General features: G+C 49.4%; 13 protein-coding genes and 1 riboswitch. Of the genes, 11 read left to right on the forward strand and 2 right to left on the reverse strand.

Going from position 1 to position 15125, the window contains the following annotated elements; genetic code table 11:
- The first annotated feature begins 11 nt into the window (after positions 1-11).
- From BUA83_RS00290 to hemL, 9 genes are all read left to right on the forward strand, one after another.
- On the forward strand, positions 12-1394 hold the full coding sequence (locus BUA83_RS00290; protein WP_234988173.1) for a secretin and TonB N-terminal domain-containing protein: 1383 nt from the start codon (positions 12-14) through the stop codon (positions 1392-1394).
- Between the two features lie 110 nt (positions 1395-1504).
- On the forward strand, positions 1505-2176 hold the full coding sequence (locus BUA83_RS00295; RefSeq protein ID WP_072934198.1) for a response regulator: 672 nt from the start codon (positions 1505-1507) through the stop codon (positions 2174-2176).
- 57 nt (positions 2177-2233) lie between these two features.
- Positions 2234-2430, forward strand: a riboswitch (cobalamin riboswitch).
- 113 nt (positions 2431-2543) lie between these two features.
- Positions 2544-3251, forward strand: coding sequence for a precorrin-2 C(20)-methyltransferase (cobI, locus tag BUA83_RS00300; RefSeq protein ID WP_072934199.1), 708 nt, complete (start codon positions 2544-2546; stop codon positions 3249-3251).
- Between the two features lies 1 nt (position 3252).
- Positions 3253-3906 (forward strand): precorrin-2 dehydrogenase/sirohydrochlorin ferrochelatase family protein, encoded by a 654-nt coding sequence (locus BUA83_RS00305; RefSeq protein ID WP_072934200.1) that lies wholly within the window; start codon positions 3253-3255, stop codon positions 3904-3906.
- Positions 3875-5191 (forward strand): glutamyl-tRNA reductase, encoded by a 1317-nt coding sequence (hemA, locus tag BUA83_RS00310; protein ID WP_072934201.1) that lies wholly within the window; start codon positions 3875-3877, stop codon positions 5189-5191. The genes BUA83_RS00305 and hemA overlap by 32 nt, the downstream gene beginning before the upstream one ends.
- A complete protein-coding gene (gene hemC / locus BUA83_RS00315; RefSeq protein WP_234988175.1) occupies positions 5154-6092 on the forward strand; it encodes a hydroxymethylbilane synthase in 939 nt (312 codons plus the stop codon). Before hemA ends, hemC begins: the two co-directional genes overlap by 38 nt.
- 80 nt (positions 6093-6172) lie before the next feature.
- Positions 6173-7684, forward strand: coding sequence for a uroporphyrinogen-III C-methyltransferase (cobA, locus tag BUA83_RS00320; protein ID WP_072934203.1), 1512 nt, complete (start codon positions 6173-6175; stop codon positions 7682-7684).
- 350 nt (positions 7685-8034) lie between these two features.
- Positions 8035-9009: a porphobilinogen synthase gene (gene hemB, locus BUA83_RS00325; protein ID WP_072934204.1), complete on the forward strand. Its 975-nt coding sequence runs from the start codon at positions 8035-8037 to the stop codon at positions 9007-9009.
- A 63-nt stretch (positions 9010-9072) separates the two neighbouring features.
- Positions 9073-10395 (forward strand): glutamate-1-semialdehyde 2,1-aminomutase, encoded by a 1323-nt coding sequence (gene hemL, locus BUA83_RS00330; RefSeq protein WP_072934661.1) that lies wholly within the window; start codon positions 9073-9075, stop codon positions 10393-10395.
- Between the two features lie 41 nt (positions 10396-10436).
- Here the strand turns inward: hemL and BUA83_RS00335 are convergent, their stop codons facing one another.
- Entirely contained in the window at positions 10437-10760 is a 324-nt protein-coding gene (locus BUA83_RS00335; protein ID WP_072934205.1) for a hypothetical protein, read from the reverse strand.
- Complete coding sequence (locus BUA83_RS00340; RefSeq protein ID WP_072934206.1) at positions 10754-12082, reverse strand: sensor histidine kinase; 1329 nt, start codon at positions 12080-12082, stop codon at positions 10754-10756. Before BUA83_RS00340 ends, BUA83_RS00335 begins: the two co-directional genes overlap by 7 nt.
- A 180-nt stretch (positions 12083-12262) precedes the next feature.
- Here BUA83_RS00340 and BUA83_RS00345 point away from each other — a divergent pair, with 180 nt between their 5' ends.
- The gene (locus BUA83_RS00345; protein ID WP_072934207.1) at positions 12263-12991 is read left to right on the forward strand and encodes a LytR/AlgR family response regulator transcription factor; all 729 of its coding nucleotides are present in this window, start codon (positions 12263-12265) and stop codon (positions 12989-12991) included.
- A 417-nt stretch (positions 12992-13408) separates the two neighbouring features.
- Entirely contained in the window at positions 13409-15109 is a 1701-nt protein-coding gene (locus BUA83_RS00350) for a ShlB/FhaC/HecB family hemolysin secretion/activation protein (RefSeq protein ID WP_072934208.1), read from the forward strand.
- The last annotated feature ends 16 nt before the right edge of the window (positions 15110-15125 follow it).

Genomic DNA, 15125 nt, shown 5'->3' on the forward strand with positions numbered 1-15125 from the left:
GGAAAAAGTGTTTGAGTGGCTTTGGTAAGTCAAAATATATATCACCGTTTTTTGCTTTTCTGCTGTTTTTGAACGCGGAGGCAGGAGCAGAGCCCGTTTCACTTCATGTGGCAGACGGGAATGTCAGTGACGTGCTTTCTACGGTTTCGTATATCGGCGGAATCAACATTGTAGTGGATGATTCCGTGAGCGGGACGGTTTCCATGAATCTTGACGGGGTGGAGCCCGAAGAGGCAGTGGAGCTGATTGCCGCGGCAAAAGGTCTTTCGGTAGAACAGCGCGGAGATGTGTTTGTTGTAAGCACCCTGAAGTCCGGGGGGTCTGCCCTTTACCGTACGTACACATATCCAATAAATTATGCCGACCTCGGTACGGTACATGATGCAGTTTCGATGGCACTTCGAAAAACGGATTGGAAGGACAGCAGCTCATCAGGAGAATCCAAAAGCGGTGAGGATAACAGAGTAAACGAGAGAGTTCTGGTGGATTCCGGAACCAATACACTTATTCTTTACGGAACGGCGGCAGAAAATGAAGCCGCAAGGCGGATTGTAGGAGCACTGGATCAGCCTATTCAGCAGGTATCGCTTGAGGCGAAGGTTGTTGCGATATCCAAGGAAGCGGCAAAAAAGCTGGGGGTTGAATGGGAATGGTCAAAGATTCCACAGTATCCCGAGTATACGAGGGATTATGAAACACGCCGTTTCACCGTTCAGAATCCTGACGGCTCATACAGAACCGTTACGGAATCTGTTCCCAAGGAAACTGCTGAGCGCACGTGGAAAAACGGAGAATCAATGCCGGGAATTATACGCTTCGGGCGGGGTCCCGGAGGTCATCCCTTTGAATTTTATTACGGAGCGCAGATACAGGCGCTGATTACCGACGGAAAAGCAAAGCTTCTGGCACGTCCAAACATAACTACACTCCAGGGGCGTGAGGCGCAGATAAATATCGGTGGGGAGGTTCCTGTTCCGACAGTTACCTCGACCAGCACATCGACGACTACCGGTATTACATACAGGGACGCCGGAATTATACTTAAATGTACTCCGCGCGTTAATCCTGAGGGCGGCATTACCACAAAGGTTCATACAGAGGTAAGCTCCCCTTTGTACGTTGAGTCGCTGAAGGCATATCAGTTTCAGAAGCGTTCTGCTGACACAGTCGTCCGGCTGAAGGACGGAGAAACAATGGTAATAGGCGGACTGATAGGAAGTGAAGAGTCAAAATCGCTTTCGAAGGTTCCGTTCTTGGGAGACCTGCCTGTTCTCGGAGCATTTTTCAGAAGTGTAAGGAAAAGCAAATCCGATTCGGAAATAATGATTTTTCTCACAGCACATGTGCTTCAGGATGGAGAGACATCCGGATACAGAGAAAAGTCTGATACATGAATGCATTCCTATATTTTTAAAGTGTTAGAATACGGAAATTAGTCCGTTTGATATATATATGTTTTTTTTGTTATAATGATGAGAGTGATTTGCGAGAGGAGACAATTATTATGTCTATAAAAATTTTGATTGCAGATGATCATGCATTGCTACGGCAGGGAATTAAGCGCGTATTGAATTTCGAAGAGGATTTGGAGGTTGTCGGTGAGGCCGAGGATGGCCAGGAAGCACTTGCGCGTACGCTGGTGCTGCAGCCGGATATTCTTCTTCTTGATCTTAACATGCCTAACCTCAGCGGTCTTGAGGTAACGAAGCAGCTTCAGGCAGCGAAATCACGCACGCGCATTATAGCGCTTACCATTCACGGCAGTGATAAATATGTTCTTGAGATGCTCAGAAACGGAGCTCTCGGATATCTTCTCAAGGACGTTGAGCCAACCATGCTGATAAAGGCGATTCACGTTGTTAACAACGGAGACGCATTTGTTTATCCTAAGCTTGCCGAGCGCATTTTCGGCGGTATTCAGGAGGGCGAGGATGTCAACGAAAAGGCACGGGAGATGTGGCGTGAGGGACGTGCGGAGCGTCTGACTCCACGTGAAATGGACGTCCTTTCATGTATTGCCAAGGGCTTCTCAAATCAGGATATCGCACAGGCGCTTTTCGTCAGCGAGAAAACAGTAAAGAATCATCTGACAAATATCTTCCGCAAACTCAATGTTAATGACCGTACCCAGGCACTCATTTACGTGCTCAAGCATAAGATTATGACTCTTGAGTAAAGCTGTTCACAAGTTGACAGTGTGGATATGACCGTTGTACTATATGATGTAGAACTGCATAAGAAAAGTTGACGGGGTAAGGATCCGTTAGGAGTAAAAAGGGAAGCCGGTGAGAAGCCGGCGCGGTCACGCCACTGTATGACGGAGTCGGTAGAAACTATGCCACCGAGGATGGGACGCTAGTCCGTATTTGGGAAGGCTTCTACACGGTAATGAGGTCGAGTCAGGATATCTGCCTGCCCAACAATCACCGTTTGCACCCGCGAGCGAAGGGGAAGGGGATTCATCAAATTGTATCGTAAGGCCTTTCCTTGGGGAAGGTCTTTTCTTTTTGCGTATATCGCTTTGAAAACAGGAGGCTTATAGGATGGCAGGAACGTTTTACGGAATCGGAGTAGGCCCGGGTGATCCGGAGCTTTTGACGATGAAGGCTGTCAACACAATCCGCAAGGTTGACGTGCTTATCGCTCCGAAAACAGAGAAAAAGGATGGCAGCGTTGCCTATAATATTGCAAAGCCGTATCTGCGTGACGATGTGGAAATCGTCTATCAGGTATTCCCTATGGTAAAGCATTTTGAGGAATCGACAGAGGCATGGGAGGCCAACATGAAGGAGATTCTCGGCTTCCTTGAAGCAGGGAAAAATGTCGGTTTTCTCACACTTGGCGACGCCATGTTCTTCAGCACATATATCTATGTGTTCCGTCTGCTGGAGAAAAAAGGCGTAAATATCGAAACAATCCCGGGTATTCCCGCGTTTATTGCTATCGGAAGCCATCTTGGATGGCCAATCGTCGAAGGAAATGATGTGCTGAGCATTATTCCTGCGACAGCAGATAAAGAAACAATCGAAAAGGTTATGTCAGTTTCTGATAATGTTGTTCTTATGAAGGTTTACAAGAATTTCCCGGAGATTGCGGACCTTCTGGTAGAGAATAAAATGATAGATAATGCAGTAATGGTCAGCCGTGTCGGTATGCCTGACGAGGAACGTATAGATGATATCCTCGCCCGCAAGGATCAGCCTGTGAATTATCTGTCTACTGTTTTGGCGCGTCGGACGCCGGAGAAATAAGATGGGCGCGACGGTATTACCGGTCAATCTCAAGCTGGCCGGAAGAAAATGTGCGGTTATAGGCGGCGGCTCTGTTGCACTGCGGCGTGTGAAAACACTGCTTGAGGCGGGTGCACAGGTAAGAGTTATTGCTCCGGAAATTGACTCTGAGCTTTTGAAGCTGACGCGTGAGGAAAATGTCGAGTGGATTGCCGAGCCTTTTACGGCATCCCTTGTCCTGGGAATGTTTCTTGTCGTGTGCGCAACCAATGATGAGGCGGCGAACCGTTCTGCCGCATGGGCATCAAAGGCTACAGGCGCACTTGTTAATATGGCTGCTCCGCCGATGGAACTCAGTGATTTGACGCTTCCTGCGAAAACTGAGCGGGACGGGCTTTTGCTGACTGTTTCTACAAACGGTGCAAGTCCTGAGCTTTCGCGCAGAATCCGTCAGTCAATGGAAGCAGATATTCTTGAGGTGTACGGCCCATGGCTGGAAAGACTCACTCCAATACGTAAGGAAATGAGGAAAAAGCTTGAGGGGCACGCACAGCGTCAGGCTTTTTGGCGGGAGGCCCTCAACAGCGAGGTAATGGCTCTCGTGAAAGAAAAGAAGTATGATGAGGCGGAGGCACTGGTAAGAAATGCAATTAGTCGTTTTGGGACTGAATCATAAAACAGCGCCGGTCGAGGTGCGCGAGCGGTTTTCCCTTACAAAGGAACAGATTCGCAGCGGCCTGCGTCATTTGGGAGAGTACGGCGGAATTAACGAGGCTGTCGTCCTTTCGACCTGCAACCGCAATGAGTTTTATGCTGTTGTAGATTCGGATTCCGATGAATCCGAGCTTTTGAAAACCTTTTGGTCGGATTTGACAGGAAATGAAGAGGATATAAGCGAGTATCTGTATATCTTCAAGGATGAAAAGTGCATACGGCATCTTTTCAATGTTGCTTCAAGTCTGGATTCTCTTGTTATCGGGGAAGGACAGATTTTGAGTCAGGTCAAGCAGGCATACACTCTGGCTCACGAAGAGGGTGCTACCAGCACTATACTGAATACGCTTTTTCATCGTGCAATCACGACAGGAAAACGTGTCCGCACGGAAACACGCATTGCGTTTAATGCTGTTTCGGTCAGTTATGCTGCTGTTGAGCTTGCCCGTCAGATTTTCGGTGAGCTTAATCAATCCGCAGCGCTTATATTCGGCGCGGGCAAGATGGCAGAGCTGACTGCTGAAAATCTTGTCGGACGCGGTGTAAAGAAAATTTATGTTGCAAACCGTCATAAGGATAAGGCTGAGGAGATGGCAGCACAGTTCAACGGAGAGGCAGTGGAATTTGATGAAGCGCTGCTTCATAATCCGGACGTTGATGTCGTCGTAACATCTACGGGCGCGCCGCATTACGTTGTGACGCCGTGGGAGACTCAGCTTGCCATGAAAAAACGTCACGGACGTCCGCTGGTGTTCATTGATATTGCGGTTCCCCGTGATGTTGACCCGGAGGTTGATACGATTCCGGGTGTTACTGTCTATAACATAGATGACCTTGAGGAGGTTGTTGATGAGCATAGGCAGGAACGTGAGAAGGAAGCACATGAGGCACGGGGCATTGTCGATGAAGAGGTAAAATCCATTCTCGACAAGTTCCAGTATCTTTCATTTCAGCCGCTCATGGCTCGTCTTTCAAAGCGCGCCGATATGGTTCGCAGCCGTGAACTCCGTCGTGCCCTTGGAAAGCTTCCTGCCCTTTCGGAGAGTGACCGCAGGATAGTTGAGCAGATGTCCAGGATGATTGTGCGGAAGCTTTTGAGATTCCCGATGATGGAAATCAATGCATCGGCAGGCACGGACCGGGAGCAGTTTTACATCGAGGCTATGCGGAGCCTGTTCAAATTAGATGTTATCGGAGAGGCAGAGTCAAGTGAGACAGAAAATCGTAATTGGAACGCGCAGCAGTAAGCTGGCACTTTGGCAGGCGGATTATGTCGCCGACTGCCTGCGTAAGAAATATCCGGGACTTATCGTGGAAGAAAAAAAGATGACGACAAAGGGCGATAAGATTCTCGACGCGCCGCTGGCAAAAATCGGCGGAAAAGGGCTCTTTACAAAGGAGCTTGAGGCAGAAATGCTTGAGGGCGGCATCGACCTCGCGGTACACAGTCTGAAGGATATGCCGACCGAGGTTCCTGATGGCCTTGTTATCACGGCTATTACGAAACGTTTTGATTCGGGTGATGCGGTTGTGTGCCCGAAATACAAAACGCTGGATGCACTTCCGCAGGGAGCGCGTGTAGGCACGTCCAGCCTGCGCCGCCGCGCGCAGATTCTTGCTGTGCGTCCTGATTTGGAGCTTATTGATTTGCGCGGTAATGTCAATACGCGGCTCAAAAAGCTGGATGACGGCGAATACGACGCGATTATCCTTGCTGTTGCAGGGCTGAAGCGTCTTGGCTTCGGAGACCGTATCACGGAGGTACTTCCAAAATCCATGTGCCTTCCGGCGGTGGGGCAGGGCGCACTTGCTATTGAAGCCCGTGAGGATGATAAGGAAATCCGTGATATGCTGGCTTTTCTGCAGGATGATGAAACTACACGCTGTGCCGCGGCGGAGCGTGCTTTCCTCGAAACGGTTGAGGGCGGATGTCAGGTGCCTGTGGGTGTCTACGCTGTTCCTTCAGACGGAGGTGTAGAGGTGGAGGCGGTTATTGCGTCACTTGACGGAAAACGTCGTTTCCGCGATAAGGTCAAGGGTGAGTGGAATGATGCAGAAGCCCTTGGGCATCAGCTTGCAAATCGGCTGCTTGACGCAGGCGGTATAGAAATCCTTCATGAGATAGGCTTGCTGCTCGACCGTAAATGACGGTCGGGCTCTTTTACCTGTTATGAACCTACAGGTCTATTGGAAGTTTTGTGGAAGTAAAGAATTGGGAGAGTGAAATTATGCCTGGAATGGTATATCTTATCGGAGCCGGTCCCGGTGACTACAGGCTCATTACGTTAAAAGGAAGGGAATGTCTGGAAGCTGCGGATGTCGTTGTATATGACCGCCTGGCAGATGACCGCATCCTTGGCTGGGCGCCTAAGGACGCGGAGTACATCTATGTCGGCAAGGCCTCTGCAAACCACACAATGAAGCAGGAGGATATCAATCAGCTTCTGGTTGACAAGGCAAAGGAAGGAAAGTGTGTTGTCCGCCTGAAGGGTGGAGACCCTTTCGTATTCGGCCGCGGTGGTGAGGAAGGACTGCTTCTCCGTGAGAACCATATTCCTTTTGAAATTGTTCCGGGCGTTACGTCGGCTATTTCCGTTCCTGCCTATGCAGGTATTCCTGTTACGCACCGTGCTGTAGCAACATCCTTTGCGGTTATTACAGGTCATGAGGACCCGACAAAGGGCGGCTCCAACATGCGTTGGGACAAGCTGTCTACAGGTGTTGACACTCTTGTATTCCTTATGGGCGTTTCAAATCTTCCGAAAATAACGCAGAAGCTTATAGAAAACGGACGTCCGGCCGATACGCCTGCTGCCGTCATCCGCTGGGGTACAAAGCCGGAGCAGCGTACTCTTGTCACGACAGTGGGAACTGCAGCAGAGGACGTCAAAAAGAACGGCATCAAGCCGCCTGCAATTTTTGTCGTTGGCGATGTTGTGAAGCTGCGTGAAGAGCTGGCATGGTTTGATAATGAAGACCAGAGACCGCTCTTTGGGAAAAAGGTTCTTGTTACACGTTCCCGCGCACAGGCATCCAAGCTTACGAAGCAGCTTGAAAACCTCGGCGCTTCCTGTGTTGAGCTTCCTGCAATCCGTCTTGTGGAACCGTCCGACCATTACGAAGCAGTTGATGCGGCTATTTCACTTCTTGCCTCATATGATTGGCTTATTTTTACAAGCACAAATGGTGTTGACCGTTTCTTTGACAGATTGTTTGCGGCAAATAAGGATACGCGTGACCTTGCCAAGGCGCATGTGGCAGCCATTGGAAAGGCAACGGCTGAACGCTTGAAGCATTACGGAATTCTTGCGGATATAGTACCGGCAGAGTACCGTGCAGAAGGCGTTCTTGCGGCGCTAAAAGGGGAACTTGCCCCCGGTGAAAGGATTCTCATACCGAGAGCACAGGAAGCCCGTGAGGTACTCCCTGAAAGCCTGCGCGAATACGGTGCAATCGTTGACGTAGCTCCTGTCTATGAAACGGTTGCTTCGACGGAAGACCCGTCGAATGTTAAGGAACAGCTTGCCGCGGGTGAAATAGACTATGTTACCTTCACCAGCTCATCTACAGTCAAAAATCTTGTGAAGCTTATCGGTGACGCATCCCTTCTTAAAAACGCGAAGGTCGTTGCAATAGGGCCTGTCACCGCAAAAACATGCGAGTCGCTTGGTATTACGCCTGCAGCTGTTGCAGAGGAATATACTATTGATGGGTTGGTAACTGCTCTCCGCAGTATTTAAAGCTGCCGGTTATTTTTCCGCCATGCTGTGTCAAAAGGCTCTCGACGCAGCGATACTGCGCTGTCGAGCCTTTTTCCTTGCCTGGCGAAAAAATACCTTGGCGGTTTAGGCTATATGCAGGCTGTTTATCGTCATGCTGTGTCAGATGCCGTTCGACGTAGCGCCGTTGCTACGCCTTCACGACATCTTCCTTGCCTGACGAAAAATACCTCGGCAGAGGCAAGGCGTTGTTTTACGTTTTTGCTGCCGTGTCTTTTTCCGTCATGTTGTGTCAGCTGCCGTGTCTTTTCCAGTCATGCTGTGCCGGCTGCCGCTTTTAGTGTTTCCTTTTGAGTTTAGGAGGAATTATTGTGTTTGAACAAAGATTACGTCCACGCCGTATGCGTATTTCTGAAGGCGTGCGTTCCATGGTCCGCGAGACCAGCCTTTCCGTAAAGGATTTCGTTTATCCGATTTTTGTTATTCCGGGAGAAAATATTTCTGAGCCTATCCCAAGCATGCCAGGCTGCAGCCGCCTGTCGGTGGATAAAGCCGTGGAGCTTGCGAAGGAGGTTTATGACCTCGGTATTCCTTCCATTGAGGTGTTTGGTCTGCCTGAGTACAAGGACGAAATCGGTTCGTCCGCGTGGGATATGAAGAGTCCTGTTCAGCGTGCTATTGCAGCAATTAAAAAAGCGGTACCTGAGCTTGTTATTGTTGGAGACGTATGCCTCTGTCAGTACACCTCCCACGGCCACTGCGGAAAGCTGGACGGTCACTATGTAGACAATGATGCAACACTTCCGCTGCTGCAGAAGGTCGCGGTAAGTCAGGCAGAGGCAGGTGCCGATATAATCGCCCCGTCTGATATGATGGACGGACGTGTTCGTGCTATCCGTGAAGCTCTGGACGAAAATAAATTCCTGAATGTTTCCATTATGTCCTACGCTGTCAAGTACGCGTCGGGATATTACGGCCCGTTCCGTGATGCAGCGGACTCGGCTCCGCAGTTTGGAGACCGCCGCGCATATCAGATGGATCCGGCTAATGCCCATGAGGCGATGAAGGAAGTTGCCCTTGACGTTGAAGAGGGCGCAGACATCATAATGGTGAAGCCTGCCCTTGCATATCTTGATATTGTCCGCCGCGTCCGCGACCGTATCGAGCATCCGATTGCTGTCTACAATGTCAGCGGCGAATATGCTATGGTGAAAGCTGCAGCTGCAAACGGCTGGATTGATGAAAAACGTATTGTGCTTGAAACACTTACATCCATGAAGCGTGCAGGCTCCGATATCATCATTACGTATCATGCTATTGATGCAGCAAAATGGCTCAAAGGCTAATAAGTGAATATAAAGGCGCATTTCCGTACGCGGGTGCGCCTTTTTCAGAAAAGAGGAGAAAATATGCTGAAGCTTGATAAATCCAAAGCCGCATTTGAAGAAGCTAAGACCTTGATGCCTGGCGGCGTCAACAGTCCTGTGCGTTCCTTCCGCAGCGTTGACTGCAATCCTCCGTTTATTGCTCATGCGAAGGGAAGCCATATCTTTGATATCGACGGTAATGAATACATAGATTACGTTGGTTCATGGGGTCCGATGGTGGTCGGTCACGCACATCCGAGAGTCGTAAAGGCTCTGCAGGAGGCAGCAGAGCGCGGAACGAGCTACGGTGCTCCGACGCTTCTTGAGACGGAGCTTGCGAAGCTGGTAATGGAGGTTTATCCTTCTATCCAGGTTGTCCGCATGGTAAATTCGGGGACAGAGGCGACAATGAGCGCCCTGCGTCTTGCACGGGGCTATACTCATCGTGATAAAATTGTAAAATTCATCGGCTGCTATCACGGACACAGCGACAGCCTCCTTGTAAAGGCAGGTTCCGGACTTGCGACCTTCGGAGTGCCTGACAGTCCGGGCGTGACAGCAGGAGTTGCGGCGGATACGATTACAGTTCCTTATAACGACTTTGATGCAATCACAAAGGTGATGAAGGAGCACGGCGACGGAATCGCTGCTGTTATCGTTGAGCCTGTAGCAGGAAACATGGGACTTGTTCTTCCGAAGCAGGGCTACCTTGATAAGCTCCGTGAGCTTACGGAGGAGCACGGTTCGTTGCTTATTTTTGATGAGGTTATGTGCGGATTCCGTGCGTCACTTGGCGGAGCGCAGGCTGCATATGGAATAACTCCTGACCTCACATGTCTCGGTAAGATTATCGGCGGAGGACTTCCTGTTGCTGCTTACGGCGGACGCCGCGATATAATGAACTGCGTATCTCCGGCAGGCCCTGTTTATCAGGCAGGAACTCTTTCGGGAAATCCTCTTGCCATGACGGCAGGAATTGAAACACTCAAAATTCTTACAGAGCAGTCTGAGGACGGCGGCCCGGATTACAGCCGTGAGCTTACAATCAAGACGAAAAAACTGGTGCTGGGCTTTGCGGATATTGCGAAAAAGGCCGGCGTGCCTGTTCAGGTACATCAGGCAGGCTCCATGTTCGGAATGTTCTTCAATGAAAATGAGGTCTATGATTACGATACCTCTGCCGCATCCGATCAGGAAGCATTCAAGGTGTGGTTCATCAACATGCTGGAGCAGGGTATTTACCTTGCACCGTCCCAGTTTGAGACGATTTTCATGTCCGGCGCGCACACTGAGGAAGATTTGGATAAAACTCTTGCCGCTGCCGAGAAGGCTATGGCAGCCGTGGCGGAATACAGAAATAAGTAATGGGGCAAAGTAAAGGGCAGTGACAAAATGCAACCATTTTGTCACTGCCCTTTTTTCATTGATTCGGACCTTATGCCGGCAATTGTTTCCTCCTGCTTTGTTATGTGATCCAGTGCTGCTTTTGTGTTATTGTCCTTCAAGAGCGCGTAGAGCATCCGGTAATGATGACGGAGGTCGTGGCGCAGTATGCGCGTGGTCTTTATATCCTGCTGTATCAGCTCTGCTTCGTGCTTCAGGGAGTTCAGCCGCAGCAGAAGAAGATCATTGGCTTCTTCTTTTTGGATGTTGTCGTGCAGCTCCTTACGGAAGATAAGATACACGATGAGGAGCTGGCTCAGTGTGAGGAAAATTGCAAATATCAGCATTGTGCTTTGTCCTCCCAGTAGATTGTAATGCGAACCCAGCCGTTTTCACAGCTGAAATCCGCGTACCCGTTGTACTTCGTCAGGAAATTTTTCAGGGAAAGCATCCCGATACCGTGTCCTGAGTGACCTGATTTTGGAAGCCCGTCCTCTCCCAGCTGCAATTCGCCGTGAAAGGTGTTGGCAAGCTCGAGCACGCATTGTGAACCATTGTGCTGGAGTATCAGCGTTATCTGGCGCGGCTCCTGCCCATTAGCGCTGGCGAGCAGTGCGTTTTCCAAAAGATTCGCGACAAGCACGGACAAATCATTTTCGTCGGTGTTCATGCCATTGGGAAGATTAATCTTTTGTATGATATTTATACCTTTTGCCTTGGCGCGGTGCAGATAAATAGAAATTGCCGCGTTCACTATGGCGTAGTCAGTGTAGGGAAGAATTGCCGCGGCAGAAAGCTTTTCCTCCTGTTGGGCGATGTACGCCTGCGCCTCTTTTATGTCACCTGTGTGAAGAAGCTGACGAAGCTGAGAATAGGTGTCAAGGAGTCCGTCCAGATGCTTTTGCAGCTGCTCGCGGTTGTCAGCTGCCAGGAGTCTGCCTTCTTCAAGGTACAAAAGCTCCTGCTTCAGCAGCATCTTTTCGTGCGTGAGACGTTTTCGCTCATATACCTGTTTGGCTGTACTCATAATGTAATGGTATGTGAAAACAAAGGCCGCAGGAAGAAGAAGCCTCGCTATGCGCTCCTCCCAGGAATGCCACAGGACATTGTCGCTTATCAGAACGATATACCCCACGGTCATGAGGAAGGGCAGCACAGCTATATAGATTCGTACATTTCTGCTGGTAAAGTGCGCGAAGGCAGGGAGAAGTGAATTGAAAAAATGACGGGAAATGGGAAGAAACAGCAGGAAAAGCGACAGGTAGATAAAGGATTCGGTCTGCAGTACTACAGGTGTTGAGGCATCTCTGAAATAAAGCGCCAGAATAATGCAGCTAATGCTGTGTATAATAAAATTCCACAGGAAGGACATGCTGACGAGAAAAACGTGGGGAAGCTTCTGATCGGGAACTGCCTGAACAAGAAAATACTGATATGGTATCCAGCCAAAAAGGAGTACAGCCTTATAGCTGGAGACGGTCATTTCGGTGCAGGTAAAAAGAGCAGCCGAGAAAGCCGTGAAGAAAATACTGAAGACGGACAGTCTTTTCAAAAGCGTACGTTTCGCTTCAGGTGTCATCATCTCGCGAAAAGCATAATATCTAAGGTAAATATCGGCAATACGGGCGAGCGTAATCTGAACAGCAAACAACAATATTGTCCAATCCATGACTGCTTCCCCCTCCTATGTGTACACATGATTATATTATATACGATTTGTATGGTATTTCATCACTTTTTCGTTTTTTCCATCACTTTTTGATTACAGGTAAAAAGATTATTGATTATGTGCTATGATTCGTGTAGGAGAAAAATTCAGCAGATATGATGGGAAAGAAGGGAACAGCTGATGAGATTTGCGGTTGCGGACGACCTGGTGACGGATTTGGAGGCGGCGGAGACACATTTGCGTCAGTACATTGAGACAGCCTTTCCTGCCGGTATGAAAAATTTTGAGCTTGACACATTCCCGAATGCGGAGGAGCTGCTGAAAAATTTTTCACCGGGGAAATATGACCTTATGATTTTAGATATTTTTATGGAAGATATGACCGGTATGGAGGCTGCGGAGGCGATCCGTCTTCAGGATGAAAAGGTTCCCATTGTGTTTTTGACTACGAGTCAGGATTTTATGCTGGAGGGCTATCGGGTATTTGCGGCAGGGTATCTTATGAAACCCCTGGAGGAGCATGTAGAAGACTTCAATCGTACAATGAATCATATTCTGCCTTCTCTGGTAAAGGAAGAAAAAGGAATCCCGGCGGTGATTGACGGGGAGGCTGTTGAGATACCTCTGGGAAGGATTGTTTATGCCGATATCAATACCAGGCATAAGCTGACATTTCACCTCATGGATATAGAGGTGGAAACGAGTATGGCATATGCACAGTGTCAGGAGCTTTTGCTGACGAAGAGGAATTTTACCGAGTGTTATCACCGCATTATTATTAATATGGACTACGTCCACCGCATGGAGGAAGATGATTTTGTAATGAAGGATGGCACGCGACTGCCAATCAGTCAGCGCCGTAAAAAGGAGACAAAGGCAGTTTACATGCATTATCTGGTGCATCGATGATATAAACCCGCGGATGGGTAAAGTCGTGATGCGGCAGGGTGTAAAGATACAGGAAATTCGGATGGGGCTGTGAAAAAGCATCTCTTGCCTTCCCCATTGGGGAAGGGGGACCACGCAGTGGTGGATGAGGTACACCAAGGAAAGCCGCTATTTATGTACATAGCAGGCACTTTGGGGAGCACCTCATCCGAGCCCTTCGGGCCCACCTTCTCCTAAAGGAGAAGGCATTATTGTTGCTTTTTTCACAGTCCTATTTTTTCATAAAGAAAAGGTCAAAAGGTATGAAAAATCATCACTTTTTCGATTTTTCCATCACTTTTTGATTGGGTATAGATTTTTCTGAATTTTTGGGGTATTTTATGAGTAGGATAATGTGTTTTATGGTATAAAAATGAACAAAAAGTCCGGGGTGGGGAAATGCAGAAGACAGGAGAGTCTGAGAAAAAATATTTGTGCAGGATAATTACAGCGGTGCTTGCTGCAGGGCTGTGGACGGCTCAGGCGGGTATCGGACATGCGGCGTCGACATATTCGCCTATCGGGGGAGGCTCGGCGGGACGTCAGCTGCAGGACATGCGCGAGCAGATGGAGCGCGAGCGTGTGGAGCAGGAGCTGGCGGAGCATAGGGAGAAAACGACTATTGAGGACAATCAGAAGAAGCCTGAGGAGCAGGGGGGCAGTGTTGAGTTTCTTTTGAATGAGGTTGTAGTTGATGAGTCAGCGGTGCTTCCTGCGGAAAAAAGAGATGAGATTATAAAGCCCTACATAGGGAAAATGGTCACGGTCAATGATCTCTACAAAATAGTCGCAGACATCAACGCTTTCTATGCGGAAAATCAGTACCTGACCTGCCGTGCTTATCTTTTGCCGCAGACCATTCACGATGGTGTTGTGCATATCTCTCTTATCGAGGGCAGGAACGGAGAGGTATTCCTTAAGGGGAACAGGCATACCAGAGCTTCATACATCACGGACCGCGTGCACGTCAAAAAGGGAGAGATTGAGAGCATGGCGGAGCTTGCGGAAAAGCTTCGCAGGTTCAACGGTACAAACGACGTGCAGCTCCGGGTATCGCTTAAGGCAGGAGCAGAGGCCGGGACGACAGACTATGTTCTTACAGCGAGGGAACCGCAGAATTCCATGGTCACGATTTATACGGACAATGCCGGAAGCGAAACAACAGGGGATTTTCGCACCGGACTTTTCTACGCGAACAGAAGTCTTTTCGGAGACCGTGACGCGTTGTCCCTTGGATGGCTCCGCTCAAGGGGAATGGATTCCGGCAATGTGAATTACAGTGTTCCTGTCGGGAGAAGCGGAACGCGGCTTTCGGCCTTCTACAGCTCCAACGGAACAAAGGTTGTCAAGGGGCAGTACAAGGATTGGGACATTCCTGTAAGAGGACACGCCTCGTCCTACAGCTTTACTCTTACACAGCCGATTGTCGTAAAGGATAACTCGAAGATAGAGGCATCCTTCGGCTGGCAGAAAATGCACTCCGTAACAGATATCGCGGGAATACAGATGATAGATGATGTCTTTACCGACTACACCGCGGCGCTGGCGATGACCTTCTACGGAAACCGCAGCGCGTTTTATCAGAAGCACAGCTTCACACACGGAGACTGGGACAATCAGTCCGAGCTTTCCCGTATAGCAAAGCCGTCGGCGGATTACAATATCTATAATTTTACGGGTATCTTTCAGCAGGGGGCGGCCCATGGGCAGCTTTTCACGTTTCGGACGAATGTGCAGTGCAGCTTTACTGACGACCTGCGCCCTTCCAAGCAGTTCTTCATCGGCGGCGTGAACACTGTGCGCGGCTACAAAGAGAATACAGTGGGAGGCGACAGCGGCTGTTCGCTTTCCCTGGAATATTCCGTGCCGGTTACAAAGGACAGAGCACTTTCCATGTACGGTTTCTTGGATTATGGTACCCTTTGGGGCGACGCGCTGGCGGAGCATCATACATTGAGCAGCGCCGGCGTGGGCCTAAGAGCTAAAATAAAGGCTCTTTCTCTTGACATCTGTCTGGGCTTCCCGATGAAGAGGGATTTGGACGGAAATGAAAAGGTGGACAGCATGCGGCTGAATTTTGTCGGAAGCCTGCGTTTTTGAGTAAGAATGGTTTTGT

Source organism: Schwartzia succinivorans DSM 10502 (assembly GCF_900129225.1).
Lineage (GTDB): Bacteria > Bacillota > Negativicutes > Selenomonadales > Selenomonadaceae > Schwartzia > Schwartzia succinivorans.